Origin of the sequence: Petrocella sp. FN5, from assembly GCF_029210395.1 — a bacterium.
GTDB lineage: Bacteria > Bacillota > Clostridia > Lachnospirales > Vallitaleaceae > Petrocella.
Window position 1 is genome coordinate 51,085 of the sequence record NZ_JARGDP010000007.1, and the last position, 25,359, is coordinate 76,443.

Sequence of the window (25,359 nt, forward strand, 5' to 3'; positions counted from 1 at the left end):
ATGAGATTTATATCATGGAATATTGATTCATTAAATGCCGCTTTAACAAGCGATTCTAATAGGGCAGTGCTTACAAGAAAAGTAATTGCTACAATATTAGAGAAGGATCCAGATGTTATTGCTTTGCAAGAAACGAAGTTACCTGAAAAGGGGCCAAGCAAGAAGCATATTGAATGTTTAGAAACCTTATTTAAAGGATATACTTATAAATGGCGAAGCTCTATGGCGCCAGCTAGAAAAGGTTATGCGGGGACCATGTTTTTATATAAGGACAAATACACCCCAAAAGTTGATTTTCCAGAGATTGAGGCTCCAGATACCATGGATTTTGAAGGAAGAATTATGACCTTAGATTTTGGGGCATTTTATCTTACTCAAGTCTATACCCCTAATGCAGGCGATGGGCTTAGAAGATTGAAAGAAAGACAAGTATGGGACGCAAAGTATGCCAAGTACCTTCAAAAACTAGATAAAATAAAACCGGTTATAGCAACAGGGGACTATAATGTAGCCCATAATGAGATTGACCTAGCTAACCCTCAGAGCAATCATATGTCAGCCGGTTTTACGGATGAAGAACGTGAAGGCTTTACAAATTTACTGAGTAAGGGGTTTACAGATACTTTTAGGTACGTTCATGGTGATGTGACAGGTATATACTCCTGGTGGGCACAACGGGTAAAAACAAGCAAAATCAATAACACCGGTTGGAGGATTGATTATTGGCTCGTTAGTAATCGGCTAACGGATAGAATTGCTAAATCTGAGATATTGGACTCTGGCGATAGGCAAGACCATGCGCCCACTATGTTGGACATTGCGTTATGACCAAAGGACGAAGGAGGAACCAAGAGAACCGTCCGGTCTACCTCCGGTCTAGTCCCTCCGGTCTACGGTCTTCTAACAACTATTTGGAAAAATACTAGGAGAAAACATCATGTCGCTTTTAATCATAATTTATTTAGCATTTATCAGTCTAGGATTGCCGGATGCATTACTGGGTTCCTCATGGACAGTCATGCACTTGGAGTTTGGGGTATCTATAGAGTTTGCCGGGGCAATCGCTATGATCATCAGCGGAGGCACTATTTTATCCAGTTTATTATCGTCCAGAGTTATTCGTAAATTTGGTACAGGAAAAGTTGTTGCCGTGAGTGTTACGATGACGGCGATTGCACTTATAGGCTTTTCGCTATCCAGTGCAATATGGATGCTTATGTTATGTGCCATACCACTTGGGTTAGGAGCTGGAGCCGTTGATGCTGCGCTGAATAACTTTGTTGCACTGCATTACAAACCACGTCATATGAATTGGCTTCATTGTTTTTGGGGTGTAGGCGCATCGGGGGGACCTTTAATTCTAGGAGTAATTATAGCTAGTAATGGTACTTGGAGAGATGGGTATACAGTCGTTGGGATCATTCAGTTTGCTTTGGTTGTTGTATTATTCCTCACATTACCCATGTGGAAAAGATTTGCAATAGATGTGTCGAAAGATGAACATGAAGAGATGACCTTTATATCTAATCGCAAAGCTTTTAAGATTAAAGGCGTAAAATTAGTTCTTGTTACATTTTTATTTTACTGTTCATTGGAAGCAGGTACAGGTTTGTGGGCAGCCAGTTATTTAACTACACAAAGAGGCATATCACCTGCTAGTGCCGCTTTATGGACATCGATGTACTATGGTGGTATAACACTAGGTAGATTCTTGTCCGGAATCATTGCGGATAAAATAAAAGGAGAAACGCTTATTAGAGGCGGTTTGGTTATGATTCTTGGAGGGGTTTTCTTTTTAATATTGCCTTTGCCGTCAATTATAAGTATGTCAGGTTTGCTTCTAATTGGTCTTGGTTGTGCACCGATTTATCCGAGTATGATACATCTAACACCTGAACGTTTCGGTAAGGTTGCATCACAATCTATAATAGGACTTTCCATGGCGTTTGCATATGTAGGAAGTACATTTATGCCACCACTTCTTGGAGCGGTTGCTTCTGTCTTAACCTTAAAAATCCTACCTTATGCATTACTAATATTCGCTGTTGGTATGATTATAAGCAGTGAGCGTTTAAGAAAGAATCTAAATTAGAAAGTTGAGTACTTAGATAATAGCAGTAATGGAAAAGTATTCTATACCCATTTTAGATATAATGGATATAGATATTTAACCGGATATGGAGGGCTATTATGAAGTGGTTGGAAATTGGTAGGGTACGTGTTGATTCTATTAAGAAAGAAATAACTGTAAATCTACATGATGGGTATGATAAAGCATTGAATAAGTTGGATATGTTTTCCCATTGTATGTTGTTTTCTCTTATGGAAGATAGAATTGAAGTATATGTAGCACAAATTCTTGGAATGAGTGAATTTAAAAGTCAGTTGAACCTTAAAATACCTCCAAATGATTTAGATGCACATAAAAAATACATGGACTTAGATTCGGGACAGCTTGTAGATATTAAACCATATTTTCCGGTAGAAGAGGTAATACTAGAAGCTAAAGAATCAAGAAATAGATTTTGTCTAAATTATAAAGACTATGTTATTGGCACGTATTTGGTGTATGGAAAGCGAACCCTTATTCAACTTAACAAAAATTTAGTTGAAGATATTAAAAGGGAATCAAATCACATTCAAAGGATTAAGAAAGGTGACTATATCCGAGTGTTATGGTGGTTTGATCGGTTTGATAAAGATTCTTATAGAAAAACAAGAATGTGCAATCCGCCTTACAACGATGCCCCCAGAATGGGTATATTTGCTACAAGGTCACCTATTAGACCCAATCCAATGGGGTCAACCCTTGTACTTGTAGAAGAGGTGGATTATCATACCGGTACCATTGATGTATTAGGTTTTGATGGTTTCTTAGGATCAAAGATATTTCAACTGATGTTCTATCAACCATCAATTGATATGGTAGAGGATGCTAATGTGCCACCTTGGGTATCCCACTGGACTGGGTACAAAAGCTTTGAACAAGCAAAGGAAATTAATCTCGCAACGAAAGAAAACCTTCTTGAAAGAGCCATAGATTTTGACAACATAGAATTGTGTGATGAACTTGAGATGAATCAACAAGTTGAGAATGATTATGATGATAAAGAGATTCATATATTTAATGCCCATATACATAATCTAAAAAACATATATCTATCCATTCCCAAAAACAGTATTACCCTAATTACAGGTGTGAGTGGAAGTGGTAAATCCAGTCTAGCTTTTGATACGATATATGCTGAAAGTCAAAAGCAATTTATGGATTTGGTCTTATCCAATCAGATGTTAAACGACACATTTTCAGAGGCTTTTGTAGATAGAATTACGGGACTACAACCGGCTATAGCTATTGAACAAAGGATATTGGGTGCCAATCCTAGGTCCACAGTAGGGACAGTTACTAAGATTGCAGATATTTTAAAATTAATATTTTCAATAATCGGGGAGCGCTTATGTCCAACTTGTCATAGTGTTGTTGGTGATTCTAATGTTTGTAATAATTGTGGTGAGGTTTTATTTGACCCTACACCCCAGTTGTTCAGCTACAATCATCCTGATTACATGTGTCAAGTATGTAAAGGTTTGGGCGTAGAAATGCGCATTGATCGGGAAAAGATTGTTGAATATCCCGAAAGATCATTGTTAGATGGTGCGTCTTCCTTGTATGGTGATTTAAGAAAACATAGAAAAGCACCAAATGCAAATTGGATGCGTGGAGAAATATTAGCCTTAGCGGACGATTTGAAAGTGGATTTGGAAGGATCATTTAGGGAATTACCGGAAGAATTTAAGCAGCAATTCTTTTATGGTTCAAATGGACGAGAAGTAAGCTTGCAATACAAAAATTCAAAAGGTAGAAGTGGCATTATTACAAGGCCGGTAGAAGGCGCGGTTAACCTCATTGAGCGACTAACGCATGATACGAGTTCTTCAAGAATGGTAGAACAAGCACAGAAATATATGTCTAAACAAACATGTAGTATTTGTCAGGGGGAACGATTAAGACAAGAAGGTAGATTGGTCAATATTCTTGGTTATAGATATGTGGAGATAGTCCATCTGAATATAGAGCAACTTCGTATATGGTGCCATAGAATCTTCATACAACTTAATAAGACGCAGCAGGATAAAACGAAAATGCTTTTTATTAAATTTAATCAAAGATTAAAAAGAATCATAGATGTAGGATTAAGCTATATAGCTCTTGATAGAAGTATACCAAGTCTATCAGGAGGAGAAGCCCAACGCCTTAAATTAGCGACACAATTTGGCACAGGATTAACGAATATTTTATATATTATGGATGAACCATCCAAAGGCTTACATCCTAAGGATTACAAGTTTTTGATGGAAGCTATTTGGTGTAAGTGGTTCGGGAAAAAGCAGTCTAATATCAAAAACCTTATACCCATATATGATGAAATCTCTTGGAAAAAACATGGAAGAAATGGGACGTTTGGAGTCCATAAATGGTTTGGAATCCTTTGAGGATGTATCTTATGTTAATCAAAAACCAATAGGTAACAATTCAAGATCCAAACCCGGAACCTATACAGGGGTATTTGATTTAATTAGAAAGTGTTATGCAGATACAGAACAGGCAAAAAATATGCAATTATCTAAAGCACATTTCAGTTTTAATTCTTCTAAAGGACAGTGTCTAGAATGTAGTGGTCTAGGTGAAGTATCTGTGAACATGCATTATATGGATGATTTATATGTATATTGTAATAAATGTCATGGTAAGAGATATTGTAATGAAGTGTTAGAAGTCAAAAGGAAGAATTTATCAATAGGGGATCTTCTTGATACTGAGGTTCATGATTTAATAGAGGTTTTTGAAGAAGAGAAGGAAATTGCCCAACAACTCTCTATGTTAGACCAAGTTGGATTAGGTTATCTAAAGCTTGGTCAAAGTGCATCAACACTTTCAGGTGGTGAAGCACAAAGAATAAAGCTGGCAAAAGAGCTATATAAAAGAGAATGCAAAAGCATCTTATATATATTAGATGAACCAACGACCGGTCTAGATGAAGAAGATGTTGAAAAAGTGATATCTGTTTTAACAGATCTGAAAGAAAAAGGTGCAACTATTATTGTCATTGAACACAACATTAAAATGATTAAGGCATGTGATTACATTATAGAGCTTGGCCCAACAGGAGGAAATCAGGGAGGGCATATCACTAAAGTCGGTTATCAGAGTGTCTCTCTTTAATCAGCGCTGCCCTTATGTCTTAAGGATTGTCAAAAATACTAATTAATGATAAAATAGCCTGAGACAAGTTGTTTGAATCAGTTATTAAAAATAGGATTAAAGGAGCAATATCCATATGTCTGGACATTCGAAGTTTGCCAATATCAAGCATAAAAAAGAAAAAAATGACGCTCAAAAGGGTAAGATTTTTACAAAATTAGGTAGAGAAATCATGGTTGCCGTAAAACAAGGTGGCGCAGATCCTGAGAACAATACAAGACTTAAAGAAATCATCAACAAAGCCAAGGCCAATAATATGCCCAACGATACCATATCTAGGAGTGTGAAAAAGGCTTCAGGAGAATCAAATGATGTAAGTTATGAGACCATAACTTATGAAGGTTATGGTCCGGGTGGTGTAGCGGTTATGGTAGTTTGTCTAACAGATAATAAGAACAGAACGGCGGCCAATGTACGCCATGCCTTATCCAAATATGGTGGTAACTTAGGGACAACTGGCTGTGTCTCTTTTATGTTTGAGAAAAAGGGACAGATTATCATAGAAAAATCCGATGATATTGACGAAGATGAATTGATGATGGCGGCAATAGAAGCCGGTGCAGAGGATATGATTACTGAAGAAGAAGGCTATGAGATTCTTATAGAGCCGGAGATGTTTAATCAAGTTCACGACGCCATGTCAGAACTGGGTTATACATTTTTATCAGCAGAAATTACCATGATGCCATCAACCATGACGGAGCTAGGTGGAGATGATGAAATAAAAGCCATCGAAAAAATGTTGGATCATTTAGAAGAAGATGATGATGTTCAAGATGTGTACACTAATTGGGACCGTTAATAAGGTATAACCAATAGGTAAGCAAAGGGGCTTTCCTGATAAAAACGTTATGTTTTTCAGGATTGCCTTATTCTTTGTGTAAAATATGGCTGGATGATAACTTTTATGATAAAATGAATAAGCAAAAGTGAACAAATATCATGTATTATAATACCGGAAAAGAGGTTGTTATGTCAGAGATTATGCGCATGAAGGCATTGGTGGCATTATTATCAAAAGCTTCCAAAGCTTATTATCAAGAAAACCGTGAAATCATGTCCAACCTTGAATATGATCAACTTTATGATGAACTCGTAGCCCTTGAAGAGAAAAATGGACTGGTTTTACAAGGAAGCCCAACCAATCAGGTGGGTTATGAAATTGTCAGCAAATTACCTAAAGAAGCCCACAATTCTACAATGCTATCTTTAGATAAGACCAAAAGTCGAGATGATTTATTGAACTGGTTGGGTGACAAAAAGGGTCTGCTGTCTTGGAAACTGGATGGCTTAACGCTCGTCTTAACCTATGAAGATGGCATTCTGGCCAAAGGTGTTACAAGAGGAAACGGTATCGTTGGGGAAGTCATAACCAATAATGTACGTGTTTTTGACAATGTACCTCATAAAATCAACCATAAAGGTACTTTGGTTTTAAGAGGGGAAGCGGTCATCAAATACTCTGACTTTGAAAATATTAATGCTTTACTAAGCGAAGAAGAGCAATATAAAAATCCTAGAAATTTATGTAGTGGAACGGTAAGACAGTTAAACAACGCCATTACCGCCAGTCGACATGTGAATTTTTTTGCTTTTCAGTTGGTAAGTGGTGAGGGTCTAAAGTGGGACGCTAAGTCAGAACAACTGAATTGGCTTGGGACTTTAGGTTTTGATGTTGTCCCATTTAAAGAAGTGGATCGTCATAATCTATTGACACAACTGGATATTTTTGAAAAAGAAATAATGGGTAATGATTTTGCATCAGACGGACTTGTATTAACCTTTGACTCAAAGGCTTATTCTGAAAGTCTTGGTGTAACTTCCAAGTTCCCCAAGCATTCTATTGCTTTTAAGTGGCAAGATGAAATCAAAGAAACCCAATTAAAAAGTGTTGAGTGGCGTGCATCAAGAACAGGACTGATTAATCCTATTGCTCTATTTGACCCGGTAGAGCTTGAAGGCACAACGGTGAGCAGAGCAAGTCTACACAATGTGAGCATTCTAAAGCAACTTGAGTTGGGTGTAGGTGACATCATAGAAGTGTATAAAGCCAATATGATTATACCTCAGGTTGCCGGCAATCAAACCAGAAGCAATACATTAGAAATTCCGGGAGAATGCCCGATTTGTAAACATCAAACTGAAATCAAAAAAGTTCAGGATGTGGAAGTATTATACTGTAACAATATGGCATGTGGCGCTAAGAAAATCAAAGCTTTAGCTCATTTTGTCAGTCGTGATGCCATGAACATCGACGGTTTAAGTGAGGCAGGCATTGAAAAATTTGTAGAGATGGACCTAATACATGAGTTGGCAGATTTATATCGTTTGGAACAGCATAAGGATATAATTATAAATAGTGAAGGTTATGGTGAAAAATCCTTTGAAAATCTGATAGCAGCCATTCATACATCAAAAAAGGTTAAGCTAGAAAATCTTATTTATGCTCTAGGCATTCCAGGTGTTGGCCTAAGCAATGCCAGATTGCTTTCCAAATATTTTGATCATAATTTTGAAAAAATCAAAGAAGCAGATATAGAGACATTAGCTAATATTGAAGGTTTTGGTGAAATCATTGCCAAATCCTTATATGATTTTTTCCATAATCCTAGCTATGTAAAAACGATAAAAGCCTTGGAAAATTATATTGAGATTGAAAAACCAGAGGAAAATACTGTAGAACAGATTCTAAAAGATAAAACATTTGTCATAACAGGTAACCTAGAAACATATGCCAACAGAAATGCACTTAAAGATGAGATAGAAACCTTAGGCGGTAAGGTGACAGGCAGTGTGACAGGAAAAACAACGTATTTGATAAACAATGATGTCACTTCGACGTCCGGTAAAAATAAAAAAGCCAAAGAGTTAGGTGTTTCTATTATCAACGAACAAGATTACAAAAAACTAATAGATAACCAGTAGAAACAGATACAAACCTATGAAATATAAGATGATGTTATATGGCATGTTTCTTGATATAAGCCTAAGGAAATGGTAGAATGTACGGTATCTGGCCCTGGACTAGATGAAGGGGCTAAACTGTGGTTGTAAAATAAAAAGAAATCATGTCGCATAAATTATAGAAAATTAAGACTTGGAGGTTATGAGATGAAGATTACCAGAGAAGAAGTTGAACATGTGGCCCACTTGGCACGGCTCAATCTAACAGAGGCTGAAAAAATTCAAATGACCAAAGATATGGAAGCGATTATCGGCTTTGCAGATCAAATTAATGCTCTAGAAATTGGGGATGTTATACCCACAGCTCATGTCATTCCAATTAACAACGTATTTAGGGAAGATGTGGCTAGACCTTCAATGGACCGAGAAAAATTACTTCGCAACGCGCCCAATCAAGAAAATGGGTGCTACAGTGTACCAAAAGTTGTAGAATAGGAGGCATATCATGCTATATCAGAAATCAGTCAGTCAGTTGCAACATATGCTTCAAAACAAAGAAGTCACCAGTGAGGAAGTCACCCAGTCCTACTTAGACAGAATCGAAGTGGTGGACAAGAAGGTGGGGGCCTATATAACGGTAGCTACAGAGTCGGCTCTAGCGACCGCCAGATCAGTGGATAAGAAGAGAAATAAAGGTGAAGTTCTGTCACCCTTTGCAGGGATACCTATTGGTATCAAAGATAATATGTGTACTGAAGGACTTAGGACCACATGTGCATCAAAAATGTTGGATCATTATGTGCCACCTTTTGATGCTACGATTGTTAATAAAATCAAAGAAAACGATATGATTATCCTAGGCAAGTTGAACATGGATGAGTTTGCCATGGGGTCTTCTACAGAAAATTCCGCTTATCATGTGACCAAAAATCCTTGGCATTTAGATTACGTGCCCGGTGGAAGCTCTGGAGGGTCGGCAGCAGCAGTTGCAGCAGAGCTTGCACCCTTTACCCTAGGTTCAGATACTGGTGGTTCCATAAGGCAACCGGCTCATTACTGCGGTGTCGTGGGCATGAAACCTACTTATGGAAGGGTTTCTAGATACGGCTTAATTGCCTTTGCATCCTCTTTGGATCAGATTGGTCCGTTAACAAGAGATGTCAGAGATGCAGCACTTGCTCTAAATTTAATCTGTGGTCATGATAGAATGGATTCCAGTTCTGCTTTTGTGGATACACCGGATTTCACCACCTACTTAGATCAGGACATTAAGGGTATGCGTATTGCTTTGCCCAGAGAATTCATGGGCGAAGGCATAGCAGAAGACGTAAAAGCCAGCATATTAAAGGCCGTTAAAGTCCTAGAGCATATGGGCGCCATTGTGGATGAAGTACACATGGAAATGACGGAATATGCATTGCCATCCTATTATCTCATCTCCTCGGCAGAAGCATCCTCCAATCTGGCCAGATTTGATGGTATTAAATATGGTCACCAGGCAAAAGACTATGACACCCTTGTAGAACTTTATAAACAAAGTAGAGATGAAGGCTTTGGTGCCGAGGTGAAAAGACGTATCATGCTTGGAACCTATGCCCTCAGCTCCGGTTACTATGATGCTTACTATAAGAAGGCGCAACAAGTCAGAACCTTGATTAAGAATCAGTTTGATCTTCTTTTTGCTGAATATGACCTTGTACTTACCCCGACAGGACCAACGACGGCCTTCAAACTAGGTGCTAAGGTCAATAATCCTATCGAGATGTATCTCAACGATATTTGTACAGTACCTATTAACATAGCAGGTCTTCCAGCAATATCCTTAAACAGTGGCTTCGATCGAATGGGATTGCCTATTGGCCTTCAATTAATTGGAAAAGGCTTTGATGAAGGTACAATATTAAAGGTTGCACACGCTTACGAGCAGGCAAGAGTGCTTGATAAAGTAAGACCGGAATTATAGGAGGGCAGATAACATGGGTTATGAAGATTATGAAATAGTCATGGGTCTTGAAGTGCACTCAGAACTTAAGACCAACACAAAGATATTTTGCGATTGTAAGAATGAATTCGGTGGTGAACCCAATACCCACTGTTGCCCTATTTGCACAGGGATGCCGGGAACGCTACCTGTACTCAACGGAAAAGTTGTGGAGTATGCCATAAAGGCAGGTCTTGCAACCCATTGTAAGATCAACCAATTTAGTAAACAGGATAGAAAAAATTATTTCTATCCGGATCTACCGAAGGCTTACCAAGTCTCTCAGTTTGATTTACCTTTATGTTATGAGGGAGAAGTTGAGATTGAAGTTGAAGGTGAGATTAGGAAAATTGGGATCACAAGAATTCACATTGAAGAAGATGCCGGAAAGCTCAATCATGAGATTGGTGGCACCTTGGTGGATTATAACCGTTGTGGCATTCCTTTAATTGAGATTGTATCAGAACCGGACTTTAGATCACCGGTTGAAGTGGGCATATATATGGAAAAGCTTAGAACCATTTTGCTTTATGCAGATGTATCCGATTGTAAAATGAACGAAGGATCTCTAAGATGTGACGTGAACCTCTCCGTACGTAAAAAAGGTGTAAAAATACTTGGCACAAGAACAGAGATGAAAAACATCAACTCCTTTAGTTTTGCTGTAAAAGCTGCTGAGTACGAAGCCAAAAGACAAATAAAAGTCTTAGAATCGGGAGGTACCATCATTCAGGAAACTAGACGATGGGATGAAGCAAAGGGTATAACTGTCTCCATGCGTACGAAGGAAGAAGCCCATGATTACAGATATTTCCCTGAACCGGATTTGATGCCGATTATTACAACCGATGAACAGATTCTTAAATGGAAAGCATCACTCCCAGTTATGCCAGATGTGAGAAAAGCTAGTTATATGGAGGATTATGGGTTGGGAAGCAAAGAGGCGGACATTCTAGTGGCCTCCAGAAAAATGGCTGATTTCTTTGAAGCCGGTGCCAGTTGCTCCAAGAACCCAAAAGCGGTCGCCAATTGGATTATCTCTGAAGTGTATAGTCGTTTGAATGAAGATGAAAAAGAACAAGGTCCTATGCCCATTAAGGGAGAAGATCTTGGCAACTTGGTTAATCTGATTGAAGAAGGAACAATTAGTGGCAAAATGGCTAAGACTGTTTTTGAAAAAATGTGGCAAACCGGTAAATCCCCAGCGACCATTGTGGAAGAAGAAGGCTTAAAGCAAAACAGTGATGAAGATGCTTTAAGAACCATCGCTACAGAGGTGCTGAATAATAACGAAAAAATTGTAGCCGATTATTTAGGTGGCAAGGAAGCAGCCATTCAGTCACTTATGGGACAAATGATGAAAGCCACTAAAGGCAAGGCCAACCCTAAGATGGTCATTGATTTATTAAAAGAATTATTAGAAGCAATGAGGTAATAAAAAGGTGGACATTCACAAGGATAACGTGAAGGTCCACCTTTTTTTAAGCATTGCCGATGACATGCGGCTTTAGGCGATCATAGTCATCAAAAGCCCTTGACCTTGTTAGATAGATGGCCAGTACAGCCGTCAGATACCGTGTGGTGAAGATGGCAATCATGATGGCAATCTGATATTTAATGGCTGTAATAGGGATAGACCCGCCAAGAATCTGTCCGGTCATCATGCCAGGTAAGGAAACCAAGCCAATGGTCTCTATAGATGCAATGGTTGGGGATATTGAGCTTTTTAGAGCATGAACAAAATAAGGTTTTAACGCTTCAGAACGACTGGCAGATAGGGAAAGATTATAGTAATAGGTTTTTTCACCGTCTTTAATCTGCTTGTAAAAAGTGTTAATGGCAAGAATATTGCCGCTTAGACTATTACCAAGTAGCATACCGCCAATAGGAATCAGATATTGGGCATCAAAAATATCCGTCAGATTCACAATAAAATAATTAAAGAACATGAGTACAAGAAAATGGGGTATAAAAACAGCCAACCAGATAAGAAACCCAAATGTCTTAATGGATAGCTTGGTGGTTTTTAACATTGAATAGCTTGCAATGGTCATCATGAGCATGATATAGATGACATTAATCCAAGGTGTATTCTGATCAAAAAGCCATTGAAGGACTAAACCAATTAGAGAAAGCTGTAGAATCATTCTGAAAATAGCGAAGGCAATCTTAACATTCATCTTAATGGCATAATGAATATTAAAAAGGAAAACAGGTAAAACAAGGAAGAACAACATATACATATTAGATGTTTCCATTAAAAAGTCACCTCCCTAAGACTGCTTTCACTTTTCCAAAGGGCATCGTGAGATACAATAATAACGGTAGCATCCAGATTCATGATGTGATTCATAATTAAAGCCTTAAGATCGTGGTCAAGACCTGATGTTATTTCATCTAGTAATAGATAAGGTCTATTAAGTAGAAGGGCAATAATTAGTCCGATACGTTGTCTCTCACCACCGGAGAATTCTTGGATTTGGGTACTTAGAACTTGATCATCCAGTTGGAATGTTTTGCTAAGTGAAAGGAAATTGTCCTTATAATCCTTAATATGATGATTGACTTTGTATGAAAAAATCTTATCTAGCAAGGCTTCAGTGGTTAAAGATGGCAGATCCGTATCTTGGCTGACATAGGCGATTTTTTCACGTATGGCTTTTAGGTTGTGATGGTTTAATGTCATACCATCTATGACAATATCACCACTGTCCGGTTTGTCAAAGCCTAACAGAAAACGGATGAGTGTGGTTTTCCCACTCCCTGAAGATGCAGACAGAAGTACTTTCTCTTTGCATTCGATTTTTAGGTTAAAGTCTTTAAAAAGTACTTTATCACCATAACGTTTATTGATGTCCATGTAATGAATCATAGGCGCTCCTAGTGTTAATTCTAAGTTTGTAGTGACAATTCTTAAGGATGACTTGTTTTATCTCTCATCCGGTTATATAATGAACATAAACTAATTGATGACAGGTGGCAGACATGAATCTATTTAACAAGTACAGCTTATCTTTAATGAATAAAATTATTATAGCATTTGTGGCCTATTTTGTAATGGTATTAATTGCATTTTCCTTGATTGTTGTTTTGATTGACCGAGGACAGGTCTTATCTATTTCTAATGAATTTTCTCAAGCGATTGCCATAGACAAAGCAAAAACAGTTGAGCTTTGGCTGAATGAAAAAGTCAGCAACGTTAGTACGTTGGCTTTGACAAGTGAAGTTCAATCTATGAACCAAGATGCGTATCTACCTTTACTTGAATCCGCAATAAGTGACAAAGAGGATATCTATGGTCGCTATTTTGTTATTGATAGACAAGGGATTCTAATAGATACATTGGGGATAAGAAAAAACTTAGCAGAGGATTCCGAGTACCAAAAGACCATGGCGGGTGAAGTGCCAGTGGTGGTAGCTCAATCCTCCTATGATGACACCTTTAAACAACCTACTTTTCGTATCATGGTACCAATAGAAGTCAACGGAAGGGTACAGGGAGTTCTGGGTACGACGGTATTACTGAAAGACTTAAGTCAGCTCATATCATCTACAGCCATACAAGAAACTGGTTTTGCATGGGTGGTAGACGAATACGGTCAGGTTATAAGTCACAAAGATGCCAATCAGGTTTTGAATTTGAACATCATGTCAGACGAAAATACAGGTTACGAAGGCTTATCTGTCTTGAGTGAGCAAATGAAAGTCAATGGTCAAGGCGTTGGGACATTCACCAATCCAAAAGGTGAGAAAAATTATGTGACCTATGAAAGTATCCCAGGCTCTCCGGGATGGCATGTCATTATAACCTTATATGCATCAAGTGTATACAAGACACTTAGAGAACTATTTGTTTATATGACAGTTCTGGTGGTTGTACTTGGACTCATATCCTATTTGGTGACGTACTTGTTAGCCAAAGATATAACCGACGCCATAAAAAGACTTATTGGTGTTATGAATAAATTTACCAGTGGTGTTAAAGGCATCAGAGCCAAAGTTGAATCCCAAGATGAGATTGGTATGCTTTCGCAATCCTTCAATGCCATGGCAGACACCATTGTGGCTCATACAGATAATGTTGAAGAGCTTATCAAAGAACGTACTCAGATTTTAGCGGATTTGAATTATCAGATTGTAAGTCGGAATAAAGAACTTGGTACAATGAATGAAGAGCTTGAAAAAACCAATGATAAGTTACATGAACTAGCCTCTACGGATATGTTGACAGGGCTTTATAACAGGTATCAATTCGTAAGAGAATTGCAAAAAACCATTGAACTGGTTAATGTAGAAGATGAACAAAACTTTTCACTTCTTTTTATTGACCTAGATAACTTCAAGGAATACAATGATACTTTTGGACACGAAATCGGTGATTTCCTTTTAACCGAAGTGGCAAAAATCCTTAAGGAGAATGTAAGAGAAAATGATATCGTTGGTCGTTATGGTGGAGATGAATTTGTCATTATGCTAAGACAGGGTACTTATGATATTGCAAAAGCTATAGCTGAACGTATACATGGTGCAATCTTGGGACATGATGGTTTTAAGAAAGAGCTTTCGAAAAAACTGAATGGGGAAGTCAAAATTATGGGTAAGCACAAGTTATCCAGCTCTATTGGAATCGTAAATTATATGAAATCTATGAAAATCACAAAAGCCGAGGACTTATTGGTCATAGCAGATGAAACCATGTATAAGGCAAAAAAAGCAGGTAAATCCAGAGTCGTTGTTAATTGATTTATAAAGCCACTAAAAAGACCGTCCTATTTCATAATAGAAATATAACGGTCTTTTTAAGAACAACTAAAGAGAATCGATTTCCATAAGCCATGAACGAACAACCCCATCGCTTGGCATACGCCAATCACCACGAGGGGAGAGGTTTATGGAACCTACTTTGGGACCATCTGGCATACAAGAACGCTTAAACTGCTGACTGAAGAATCTTTTATAAAAAATTCGCAACCATTTTTTGATGATGGCTTCTGTATAGATTTCTTGAAACGCCAGATTGGCTAAGTAAAAGATCTTCGATGGTGAGAAGCCGAAACGAACACAGTAATAGAGGAAGAAATCATGTAATTCATAAGGGCCAATCAAATCCTCGGTTTTTTGGGCAATCGTTCCATCAGAATCAGGTGGCAAGAGTTCGGGGCTGACTGGTGTATCCAGTACATCTAGTAGAACTGTTTTGGCAGAATCCGGTGTTTTGTGATGAGCGACCCAGTTGACCAAATATCTGACCAAGGTTTTAGGAATAGAAGCATTCACCGCATACATGGACATATGGTCACCATTGTATGTGGCAAAACCTAGCGCCAACTCGGATAAATCTCCAGTACCTACAACGATACCACCTGCCTTATTAGCATAATCCATTAGGATTTGTGTTCGCTCACGAGCTTGTGTATTCTCGTAAGTAACATCATGGGTATTCGGGTCGTGGTCAATATCATGAAAATGTCTTAGACAAGCTTCTTTAATTGGTATTTCTTTGAGTGTACACCCCAGTTGCTTAATTAAATCACATGCGTTTTTATATGTTCGATCTGTGGTACCAAAGCCTGGCATTGTAATTGCAATTATATTTTTGGGGTCCATGTTTAACAAATTAAACGTATGTAAACATACCAATAAAGCCAGAGTGGAATCTAGACCGCCGGAAACACCGATAATAACTGTTTGACAACCGATATGTTCAAGTCTTTTGGCAAGGCCTATGGACTGAATACTGAAGATTTCCTCACATCGAACATGCAGCTTTTTAGGATCGGTAGGAACAAAAGGATGGTGATCTACATAACGATTGATTATAAGTGGCTTATGAACGTTTGCATAGGAACAAACCGTATAACTTGAGAGGTCTTGTTGATACCCATCAGCATAGATGCCCATTTTTCTTCGATCACTTAAGAGTCGATCAATATCAATATCACTGATGATAAGTTGGTTTTCCATGACAAATCGCGTATTTTTCGACAATAAAGTTCCATTTTCATAAATAAGGCACTGACCGCCAAAAACAAGATCAGTTGTCGATTCACCATAACCGGAAGAAGCATAAATATAACCGGTTATTGTTTTTGCGGATTGACTGCAGATTAAAGATTTCCTATATTCGTTTTTTCCGACCAGATCATTACTTGCAGAAGGATTGAAGATTAAGGTGGCACCGGCCACAGCCATAGGACCGCTTGGTGGGTTGGGTACCCATAAGTCTTCACAGATTTCTATGCCAAAGGTAACTTCAGGGTATTGATTATTTTGATACAGCATGTTAAAACCAATAGGAACATGGACAGAATCTATTAAATAATTGTGTTGGACCAAGTGTTTACCTTGTTCGAACCATCTTTTTTCATAGAATTCGCCATAATTTGGAATATGACTTTTGACGGTAATCCCGATGATGGTGCCTTTATTGATAACAACTGCACAATTAAAAAGAGCATTGCCCACGGCTAAGGGTGCACCAACGATGAGGGTGATATCAAAAACTGCACTTTCTTTTTTTAACCGAATCAGTTGGTTGACAACTTGATCTTGCAAATGCTTTTGCAAGAAGAGGTCTCCGCAAGTATAGCCTGTAATTGATAATTCAGGAAATACGAGAATGGCTACATCTTGTTGGGCTGCTTCTTTGGTCAAATTAATTATTTGGTTTGTATTATGTTCACAGTCAGCTACTTTGGTTAATAGAGTAGCTGCACCAACACGTATAAATCCTTTTGTCACTTTAACCATCCTTTCATTTTCCATATATAGGCTTATTTTATCACAAATCCGTATCAAATGGTCAATTTAACAACAATAATCTTGTAATTATATTCAATATTATGTAAAATAAAGAAGTGTGTGAATGAAAAGATAAGCAGCATACAGATGGAGGCTAACATGAACCAAGATTATAAGATGAACATTCAAAAAAAGATTGCTTTGGTAGCCCATGACAATAGAAAAAAAGATTTAATGAATTGGATTCAAATTAATAGAGAGGCTTTAAGTACCCACTTTTTATATGCGACAGGTACCACTGGTCAGATTATTGCTGAAAAAACCGGATTACCGGTTAGAACATTTAAGAGTGGTCCACTAGGCGGTGATCAGCAAATAGGTGCAAAAATCATTGAAGGTGAAATAGACTTTATGATATTTTTCTGGGATCCTTTAGAAGCCCAACCACATGATCCGGACGTTAAGGCACTCCTTAGAATCGCCGTTTTATATGATGTGCCCATTGCCATGAATTATGCAACAGCTGATTTTATTTTTTCTTCAGACTTGATGGTTAAAGAATATGATCGATTGGTTATTGATTATACAAAACGTTTAAAAAGACATATAGATTTATAAAAAGGGATAGAGTGTATTTAGTTGAGAGGTTATTATGAAAAATAAGTGGCTATACATGGGGGTAATTCTGCTGGTTGTCATTTCTTCAGGATTATTCTATATGGGTCAAATCAAGGATAAAGAAGGCATCCGTATTGAAACGGAAAACTCAAAAAAGTCGGTTGAATATGAAGAAGATATCGATGAGGTAATGAATAAGAGTTACATTCATATATGTGGTGCCGTCAAAAATCCGGACGTCTATGAAGTCAATGAGAACGCCCGTCTTTTTGAAGTAATTGCAATGGCTGGTGGTTTAGAAGAAGATGCGGTTAAAGGGTCTGTTAACCTTGCCCGTAAAGTTATGGATGGTGAGCAGATTTATGTGCCATTTGAAGGTGAAGAACAAATATCTTATATAACGCAGGAAAATCAAAGTAAAGTGAGCCTGAATCAAGGTACAAAAGAACAATTAATGACTTTAACAGGTATCGGTGAGGTAAGGGCGAATGCCATTATTAAGCATAGAACCCAAAAGGGACCCTTTGTGCGTATCGAAGATATCATGTTGGTTGAAGGGATCAAGGAAGCCATGTTTGAAAAAATAAAAGATGACATAGGTTTATAGTGGGGTAAAAGATGAGTAAAAAAATTTTGGTAGTAGACGATGAAAAGTTAATCGTAAAAGGTATAAAGTATGGTTTGGATCAAGATGGTTATGAAGTAGATGTCTCCTATGATGGAGAAGATGCATTATCACACGCTAAGGCCAATGACTATGACTTAATCATACTGGATGTAATGTTGCCCAAAATGGATGGTGTTGCAGTGTGTCAACAGATTAGAGAATTTTCCAAAGTACCGATCATCATGCTGACAGCAAAAGGGGATGATATGGACAAAATTCTTGGTCTGGAGTATGGTGCAGATGATTATATGACAAAACCCTTTAACATACTGGAACTGAAGGCAAGGATAAAAGCAATCATCAGACGTTCCGGTTTCAAAGGAGAAACACAGACGGAAGAATATAAAGTGCTCAAATCAGGTGAAATCAAGCTAGAAGTTGAAAGCAGAAGGGTTTATGTTAAAGAAGGTGAAGTGAACCTTACGGCTAAAGAATTTGACTTATTAGAATTGTTTATCACCCATCCGAATAAAGTATACAGTAGAGAGAATCTACTCAATGTAGTCTGGGGTTACGATTATCCGGGGGATGTTAGAACAGTAGATGTTCATGTTAGAAGATTGCGTGAAAAGGTTGAACCCAATCCCAGTGAACCGACATACATACATACAAAATGGGGAGTTGGCTATTATTATCAACATTAACTTTAAGATTATAAAAAGTATAAGAACCAAGTTGTTTATTTCTTTAGTAGCAATTGGTATATTACCTTTATTTATCCTAACAGTATCTATATTTTCATCGGTCAGAAACTATAGTCAAAATGAGAAAAAAACGGAAATGTTGCGTCATGCGAACACCATTAGTACAAACCTAAGCCGACGAGACTATTTTGATAATATTGAAAATGTAAATTATCTGGATAATATTCAATCTATTATTGCAGATCGTTTTCTGATTATGAACAGTGACGGACAAATCACTTATGATTCTAATCATTTTGATGAAGGTAAGCTCAACAGTTCTCAGCCAGTGTTGAAAATCCTACAAGGCACGTCTACAAATATAACAGAAGAAGACAAAAAACTAAATGTGGTGAGAATATACACACCCATTTATGATAACGATCATAAAACAGTCATAGGTGTCACTATGTTGAGTGGCCAGTATGATCAGATTGAAATGACGATTTCTAGAATGCGTAACATAGCTTATCTTCTAATTGTTGGTATTTCTTTGATTATCCTTATACTAAACTTTTATTTCTCAGGATTATTAACAAAACCCTTTCGAGAGTTTGTCAATCATCTAAAAAGAGTTTCCGAAGGTCATATTGATGAAAGAATTGATGTACGTGGTAATTATGAGATTGAAGAAATTGGTTTAGCTTTTAATGAGATGTTAACCACAATGGAAGAGATTGATGATTCTAGACAAAGGTTTGTTGCGAATGTATCACATGAGTTGAAGACACCGCTAAGCTCTATGAAGGTCTTGGCAGAATCATTGCTATGCCAAGATGATGTTCCAAAGGAACTCTATAAAGAATTCATGGAAGACATCAATGCAGAAGTCAATCGTGAAACGAAGATTATTAATGATTTGCTAACATTGGTAACATTAGATAAAAAAGAAAGCTATCTGAATATTGATAATACGAACATTAATAAACTGGTTGAACAAGTTATGCGTATGCTTAAGCCGATTGCGGATAAAAAAGATGTCATTCTTGAAATAGAGAGTTTCCGTGAAGTGCTTGCTGAAGTGGATGAAACCAAAATGTACTTGGTATTTATGAATCTAATAGAAAACAGTATTAAGTACAACAATGAATATGGAAAAGTTACCGTAACCATTAATGCTGACCACAGAGATTTGAATATTCAGATTATGGATACAGGCGTAGGCATACCACCTGAAAGCGTGGATAAGGTTTTTCAAAGATTTTATCGAGTTGACAAGACAAGATCTAGGGATACAGGTGGTACCGGTTTGGGGCTTAGCATTGTTAATAAAACCATTCTACTTCATGGTGGTAGCATAAAGTGTATCAGTGAAGAAGGCGTCGGAACTACTTTTATTTTACGACTGCCCTTATCTCAAACGATGAGATAAGGATATAGGTGAGGGTAACATAAAAGCGAGAATTCATATAATATTAATAGTTAGGACGCACAACTGAAATAAGTATTGGTTATGATGAGTGGTATCGAGTTTGAGGATATAATACAGTGGACGGAAGGTGAGCTTATGAGACGTGTATTGGTCGCTGTCATTTTACTTGTATTGATTTTTGCAAGTTGTAAACCAGAAGTTGAAGAAGTGACAATTGAAGAGAATAGAGAAGTACTTTTAGCTTATTTGGTAAATGGTGAAAAAGATGAATTAGTGGCGTATGAGGTAGAAGTACATACTAATGACCTTACCAATCAGATTGAGCATGTTCTTGACGTTTTAAGTACGGGTGTTATTACGCAAAAATTATTACCAACCATACCAAAAGATTTAACTATAAATCAGCTAGAAATCAGCGAAGGCAATATAATAGTTCATATGCCAAACGATATTAAAGATATGGAACAGATCGACTTTCTTCTATGCAGAACTTCTCTAATCAGAAGTTTAACATCGATTGAAGCCGTTGTTTCGATAGAATTTTATGTAGATGGATTACCTTTAAAAGATAGCAACGGCAAGGTTTATGGACCTTTCTTTAAATCAGATGTGATTGTTAATATGGAATCTGAAAACGAAGTGGTTAAGTCCATTCATCTAAATCTTTATTTTCCGGAACAAAAAGGAGAATTTTTGATTAAAGTTAATCGAGAGGTTGGTATTAAATCAAATGAGAGTATTGAGGAACGTATCATCAAGGAACTTATGTTGCCGCCAGAGGGGCATAATCTGATGAGCTTAATACCCCAAGAGACAGTTGTGAAAAGTATCTATGTAGACCAAGGTATTTGTTATATCGATTTCAATGAAGCCTTTAGAACGGAGCATATTGGAGGATCGACCAGTGAAGTGATGAGCATCTATGCCATTGTGAACAGCCTGACAGATCTACCTAATATAAATAAAGTTCAATTTTTAATTGAAGGCAAAAAGTCAGAAAGCTTTACAGGTCATTTGCAGTTTGATATATTATTTGAACAAAGCTTGGACTTAGTCAGTAAAGAAAGTAAAATAAAGGATTAAACTCTGTATGTAATTAAGAGCAACTTAGTACTGACACTTTAACCTCTAGGTTAAAGTGTCATGTACAGATGAGATCAATGATGAAATAGGGGACATACTCATGAAAAGACCCTTGGTGCTAATGACCTTGAGTGGTATTGTCGGTATCTTATTAGGCATGGGGCATTATGATGTTAGTATAGCGTTGGTGATGCTCTTGGTATACAGATATAGAAATTTAATAAAGCAGAATCAATATAAGCATGTGTTCCCATTTTTGGGCATATGCTTATATTCATTTTTACGGGTCTTAATTTATAATCAATCATATGAAGCGACCCTTCAATACTATGTTGAAGGCGCACATTTAGAAATCGAAGGACGAATAAAAGAGGCACGCGTAAGCGAACAGTATAATACATATATTCTTATGCCTATTAAGGTCAACGGCAAAACACGCCAAAAGGGAGTGCGGTTAATTACAGAGACCGTGTTAGACTGCGGTGAATGGATTGTTGTCAAGGGAGAAGTTCTTGAGACAAGGGGAAAGCGAAATGAAGGCGGATTTGATGCCTTGTCATATAATAAAAGCAGAGGCATAGTTGGTACAGTTTTTACAAAAGAAGTGGACACCCTTAAAAAACAAAAAAATAATTGGAAACTTAAGATAGACCATCTTAGGAAGTCACATGAAAAAAGACTACACTTACTCTTACCTCAAGGGGAGGCAGAATTATTATCAACGCTAATATTGGGTAGTAAGCGTATGGATGAACATGTTAGAGAAAACTTTGAAAAAGCTGGATTGATTCATATTCTATCAATCTCAGGGCTACATGTATCCATTATTGGGTATGGTTTATTTAAAGCGTTAAATAAAGGTATTAATAATCAGGGAGTAAGTGCGGTTATTGCAATGATTTTCTTAATCTACTATTGTATCTATACCGGTATGCAAGTATCCACGGTGAGAGCTACGATTATGATTGGTCTCTATTTGATCCAGTTTATGGTGAATCGACGGTATGATAAAACCACTGCGGTTAGTTTTGCTGCCTTTGGAATGCTTCTGTTGCATCCTTATCAACTGATTCATGTAGGGTTCCAATTGTCATTTGGTGCGGTCCTTAGTATATTCTATATAGAACCTTTGCTGAAAACAAATTGGATGCCTATTGAAAAAGGACCAATTGCAGGGATACGCCTATTAATTGCAGTTCAGATTGGAATATGGCCTCTACTTGCATATTATTTTTACAGCTTGCCGGTTTATGGTTTTTTAGGCAACCTTCTTGTACTGCCTGTTGTTGGTATATTGATACTTTTCTCGATTTTAAGTTTGTTTGTAAGTTATATCAGCATGGGTATTGGAACCTTTATTATGGGTGTTTCATATTGGAGCATGAGTTATATGCAGCAGATAACATGCTTAATAGGTGAATTGCCCTACAACACCCTATATATACAAGCACCCAATATCTATTTTATAATAGCCTATTACATTGTAATAGCTTTGTGGATTATGGGTCTTCCTTGTAAAAAAACAGGTGTATGTTTAGCAACACTTATGCTATTGTCTGTATCTTTATATCTATTGGACCTTGAAACCATGTATATGCATTTTCTGGATGTGGGTCAAGGCGACAGTATAGTCATAAATTATCAAAACCGTACGATAATGATTGATGGTGGCGGGGATATAAAGAAAAAGGGAGATAATGTAGGAATGGAGGTTTTATTACCATTTCTCAGGCATCAAGGGATTGATAGAATTGATACAGTATTTATAACTCATAGTGATTTTGATCATATTTATGGTATAATTGAAATCGCAAATCATATACCAATAAGTGAAGTCATATTGCCCTTTGTTTATAAAGAAAAGGATGACCCATTAATTAATCAGTTGCTGTCGGGTCTAGATGATCAGCTTACACAAATACACTATTTTAAAGCGGGAGATCAATTATCCTATAAGAACATGAATATATCTTGTTTATGGCCTGAAAGCATATATATGAGAGATAATAATAGGAATTCACTGGTTCTTTATGTGGAACTAAAGGATTTGGATGTTCTTTTATTGGGTGATGCCGGTATTTTAGAAGAAGGAGCCATTATGAAAGGTTCGTCATTATTAAATAGAGATGTGGAAGTATTAAAAGTTGGTCACCATGGTTCAGCTACCAGTTCGTCTGAGATTTTTTTGGAAAAAGTAAGTCCGACGCTCAGTGTTATATCCGTAGGGGAGAAAAATACATACGGCCATCCCAATGATGAAGTGGTAAAGAATCTAGAGCGGTTTTCCAAACATGTCTTAATGACTAAAGACCAAGGCGCGATTCGTCTTAGGTATAGAAAGGGTAAGGCAACCGTTCAAAGTATGATTAAGGAGTAGAGGAAGATATGGAAGGTTTGAAACAACAGATCAAAGAAAAAAAATTTAATAACATCATGTTGTTTTTCGGCGAAGAGACGTTCATGCTGGACTATTATGTAAAAAAAATTGTTGAAGTAATAATAGGTGACGGAGAGAAGACAATGAATCATGATGTTTTTGATGACCGTAAAACCGTTTTTTCGAATATTGAAGACAGTATGGATACAATGCCTTTTTTTTCAGACAGTCGCGTCATCATACTTAAGAATCTAGGCTTGTTTGAAAAGACAGGAACAAATCTAGCCGGTCTATTAGCAGAAAAATTGAATCAACTACAGTCTACAACATATGTTATTTTAATTGAACAAACGATAGATAAGCGCACTAAGCTTTATAAATCGATTCATAAAAATGGGTATATCTGTGAGTTTCCCTTATTGGGTGAAAGCGAACTGATTCGTTATATTGCCAAAACACTTAATCCATATGGGAAGAAGATTGAACAAAAAGAAGCCAGATATTTAATCCATTATGTAGGTGATCAATTAACTGTTTTGCATAATGAAATTAACAAACTGATCCATTATATCGGAGACAGTGAAGTGGTGACCCATGAAGCCATCGAAGCCATTTGTCAAAAAAGTGTTGAAAGCAAGATTTTCGAACTGGTGGATTGTATGGGTACAAAAAAAAGAGCCCGAGCATTAAAGCTCTATCATGACCTTTTATCGGCAAAAGAACCATCCAATAGGATTCTGTTCATGTTAACCAGACAGTTTAGAATGGTATATAAATGTAAGTTATTGCTAGGAGAAGGTCTTGACAGCAATGACATTGGTAAAAAGCTAAAAATTCAATCCTTTGTAGCTAGAAAATGTCTAGAACAGGGCAAAACATTTAGTCTTACTGCTTTAGAAGAAGCATTGAAAAAATGTTTAGAATGTGAAATCGATATAAGAACCGGTGTTTTTATGCCGGACTTAGCCGTTGAACAACTCATCATTCGATACAGCGGCATATAGAAAAGTCGGTATAACATAAGCTATGCCAATACCGACCATGAAGTTTCAAAAGCAGAAAAAACCAACGGTCGGACGAAACCATACAGACTGTGGAAGGGTTTTTCATGCAAACTATATAAAAGCTATAATAGACAATAAAAAAAGCACATCAGAAGATGTGCTTATTATTATTCTTACTAAGCCATTTTGTTAAAAGCTCGATCAACGCTGGATACTTTTCTTGCAGCAGCATTCTTATGGAATACGCCTTTTGACTCAGCTTTATCGATATAAGAAATTACAACTTTAACTTGAGCTTCTGCCGCGGATTTATCTCCAGCTTCAATTATTGTCTCCAATTTCTTCAGTTCTGTTTTAACGCGTGATTTGACGGATTTATTTCTTGCTGCTTTGGATGCCGCCACTTTGATACGTTTTTTTGCTGATTTAATATTTGCCATGTTTTCACCTCCGACAATCATGATTGTTTACTTATTATGCGGGGAATTTTTTGAAATACGCACAATTAAACATACCTTAACAGTTTAGTTTATAAAGCATCATATGTCAATATGTATTTGAAAATTCAATACTTAATCATAGAAAAAATATAAGTGGCAAACAATTGATTTGGAAAAACATACTGAATAATATATAAATTATCTGGATTATTATCGCTATTTTGAG

Annotated in this window: 21 protein-coding genes; 17 read left to right on the plus strand and 4 right to left on the minus strand. The window is 37.1% G+C overall.

Annotated features, from left to right (window positions below):
* The 9 genes from P0N36_RS03660 to gatB all read left to right on the plus strand — a co-directional run bounded on the left by P0N36_RS03660 (position 1) and on the right by gatB (position 11,583).
* Positions 1-828: an exodeoxyribonuclease III gene (locus P0N36_RS03660; protein WP_275841477.1), complete on the plus strand. Its 828-nt coding sequence runs from the start codon at positions 1-3 to the stop codon at positions 826-828.
* Positions 829-937: 109 nt separating this feature from the next.
* On the plus strand, positions 938-2,092 hold the full coding sequence (locus P0N36_RS03665) for an MFS transporter (protein WP_275841478.1): 1,155 nt from the start codon (positions 938-940) through the stop codon (positions 2,090-2,092).
* Between the two features lie 98 nt (positions 2,093-2,190).
* A complete protein-coding gene (locus tag P0N36_RS03670) occupies positions 2,191-4,494 on the plus strand; it encodes a TrmO family methyltransferase domain-containing protein (protein ID WP_275841479.1) in 2,304 nt (767 codons plus the stop codon).
* Positions 4,397-5,224 carry an ATP-binding cassette domain-containing protein gene (locus P0N36_RS03675; RefSeq protein ID WP_330683946.1) on the plus strand — a complete coding sequence of 276 codons (828 nt, stop codon included), beginning with the start codon at positions 4,397-4,399 and terminating at the stop codon, positions 5,222-5,224. Before P0N36_RS03670 ends, P0N36_RS03675 begins: the two co-directional genes overlap by 98 nt.
* Before the next feature lie 115 nt (positions 5,225-5,339).
* Positions 5,340-6,065 (plus strand): YebC/PmpR family DNA-binding transcriptional regulator, encoded by a 726-nt coding sequence (locus P0N36_RS03680; RefSeq protein WP_275841481.1) that lies wholly within the window; start codon positions 5,340-5,342, stop codon positions 6,063-6,065.
* Positions 6,066-6,235: 170 nt separating this feature from the next.
* The gene (ligA, locus tag P0N36_RS03685; protein ID WP_275841482.1) at positions 6,236-8,188 is read left to right on the plus strand and encodes an NAD-dependent DNA ligase LigA; all 1,953 of its coding nucleotides are present in this window, start codon (positions 6,236-6,238) and stop codon (positions 8,186-8,188) included.
* 186 nt (positions 8,189-8,374) lie between these two features.
* Complete coding sequence (gatC, locus tag P0N36_RS03690) at positions 8,375-8,662, plus strand: Asp-tRNA(Asn)/Glu-tRNA(Gln) amidotransferase subunit GatC (RefSeq protein ID WP_275841483.1); 288 nt, start codon at positions 8,375-8,377, stop codon at positions 8,660-8,662.
* A 10-nt stretch (positions 8,663-8,672) separates the two neighbouring features.
* Positions 8,673-10,130: an Asp-tRNA(Asn)/Glu-tRNA(Gln) amidotransferase subunit GatA gene (gatA, locus tag P0N36_RS03695; protein WP_330683943.1), complete on the plus strand. Its 1,458-nt coding sequence runs from the start codon at positions 8,673-8,675 to the stop codon at positions 10,128-10,130.
* A gap of 13 nt (positions 10,131-10,143) precedes the next feature.
* Positions 10,144-11,583: an Asp-tRNA(Asn)/Glu-tRNA(Gln) amidotransferase subunit GatB gene (gatB, locus tag P0N36_RS03700; protein WP_275841484.1), complete on the plus strand. Its 1,440-nt coding sequence runs from the start codon at positions 10,144-10,146 to the stop codon at positions 11,581-11,583.
* A 46-nt stretch (positions 11,584-11,629) separates the two neighbouring features.
* On the opposite strand, the gene P0N36_RS03705 is transcribed toward gatB, so the two are convergent.
* Both P0N36_RS03705 and P0N36_RS03710 read right to left on the minus strand, forming a co-directional pair.
* Positions 11,630-12,406 (minus strand): ABC transporter permease, encoded by a 777-nt coding sequence (locus P0N36_RS03705; RefSeq protein ID WP_275841485.1) that lies wholly within the window; start codon positions 12,404-12,406, stop codon positions 11,630-11,632.
* Positions 12,406-13,020 (minus strand): ABC transporter ATP-binding protein, encoded by a 615-nt coding sequence (locus P0N36_RS03710; protein ID WP_275841486.1) that lies wholly within the window; start codon positions 13,018-13,020, stop codon positions 12,406-12,408. Before P0N36_RS03710 ends, P0N36_RS03705 begins: the two co-directional genes overlap by 1 nt.
* Before the next feature lie 113 nt (positions 13,021-13,133).
* Between P0N36_RS03710 and P0N36_RS03715 the strand changes: the two genes are divergently transcribed.
* Positions 13,134-14,891, plus strand: coding sequence for a sensor domain-containing diguanylate cyclase (locus tag P0N36_RS03715; RefSeq protein ID WP_275841487.1), 1,758 nt, complete (start codon positions 13,134-13,136; stop codon positions 14,889-14,891).
* A 66-nt stretch (positions 14,892-14,957) separates the two neighbouring features.
* Here the strand turns inward: P0N36_RS03715 and P0N36_RS03720 are convergent, their stop codons facing one another.
* Positions 14,958-16,889 carry an NAD(+) synthase gene (locus tag P0N36_RS03720; RefSeq protein WP_330683944.1) on the minus strand — a complete coding sequence of 644 codons (1,932 nt, stop codon included), beginning with the start codon at positions 16,887-16,889 and terminating at the stop codon, positions 14,958-14,960.
* 159 nt (positions 16,890-17,048) lie between these two features.
* Between P0N36_RS03720 and P0N36_RS03725 the strand changes: the two genes are divergently transcribed.
* The 7 genes from P0N36_RS03725 to holA all read left to right on the plus strand — a co-directional run bounded on the left by P0N36_RS03725 (position 17,049) and on the right by holA (position 24,693).
* On the plus strand, positions 17,049-17,507 hold the full coding sequence (locus P0N36_RS03725) for a methylglyoxal synthase (protein ID WP_275841488.1): 459 nt from the start codon (positions 17,049-17,051) through the stop codon (positions 17,505-17,507).
* Between the two features lie 34 nt (positions 17,508-17,541).
* Positions 17,542-18,114 carry a ComEA family DNA-binding protein gene (locus tag P0N36_RS03730; protein ID WP_275841489.1) on the plus strand — a complete coding sequence of 191 codons (573 nt, stop codon included), beginning with the start codon at positions 17,542-17,544 and terminating at the stop codon, positions 18,112-18,114.
* 11 nt (positions 18,115-18,125) lie between these two features.
* Positions 18,126-18,818, plus strand: a complete 693-nt coding sequence (locus tag P0N36_RS03735) for a response regulator transcription factor (RefSeq protein ID WP_275841490.1) — start codon at positions 18,126-18,128, stop codon at positions 18,816-18,818.
* Positions 18,724-20,229, plus strand: a complete 1,506-nt coding sequence (locus tag P0N36_RS03740; protein ID WP_275841491.1) for a sensor histidine kinase — start codon at positions 18,724-18,726, stop codon at positions 20,227-20,229. Before P0N36_RS03735 ends, P0N36_RS03740 begins: the two co-directional genes overlap by 95 nt.
* A 135-nt stretch (positions 20,230-20,364) precedes the next feature.
* Positions 20,365-21,312 carry a GerMN domain-containing protein gene (locus tag P0N36_RS03745; protein WP_275841492.1) on the plus strand — a complete coding sequence of 316 codons (948 nt, stop codon included), beginning with the start codon at positions 20,365-20,367 and terminating at the stop codon, positions 21,310-21,312.
* 100 nt (positions 21,313-21,412) lie between these two features.
* Positions 21,413-23,689: a DNA internalization-related competence protein ComEC/Rec2 gene (locus P0N36_RS03750; protein ID WP_275841493.1), complete on the plus strand. Its 2,277-nt coding sequence runs from the start codon at positions 21,413-21,415 to the stop codon at positions 23,687-23,689.
* An 8-nt stretch (positions 23,690-23,697) separates the two neighbouring features.
* The gene (gene holA, locus P0N36_RS03755; RefSeq protein WP_275841494.1) at positions 23,698-24,693 is read left to right on the plus strand and encodes a DNA polymerase III subunit delta; all 996 of its coding nucleotides are present in this window, start codon (positions 23,698-23,700) and stop codon (positions 24,691-24,693) included.
* 176 nt (positions 24,694-24,869) lie between these two features.
* On the opposite strand, the gene rpsT is transcribed toward holA, so the two are convergent.
* Positions 24,870-25,133, minus strand: a complete 264-nt coding sequence (rpsT, locus tag P0N36_RS03760) for a 30S ribosomal protein S20 (protein WP_275841495.1) — start codon at positions 25,131-25,133, stop codon at positions 24,870-24,872.
* Positions 25,134-25,359: the final 226 nt, after the last annotated feature.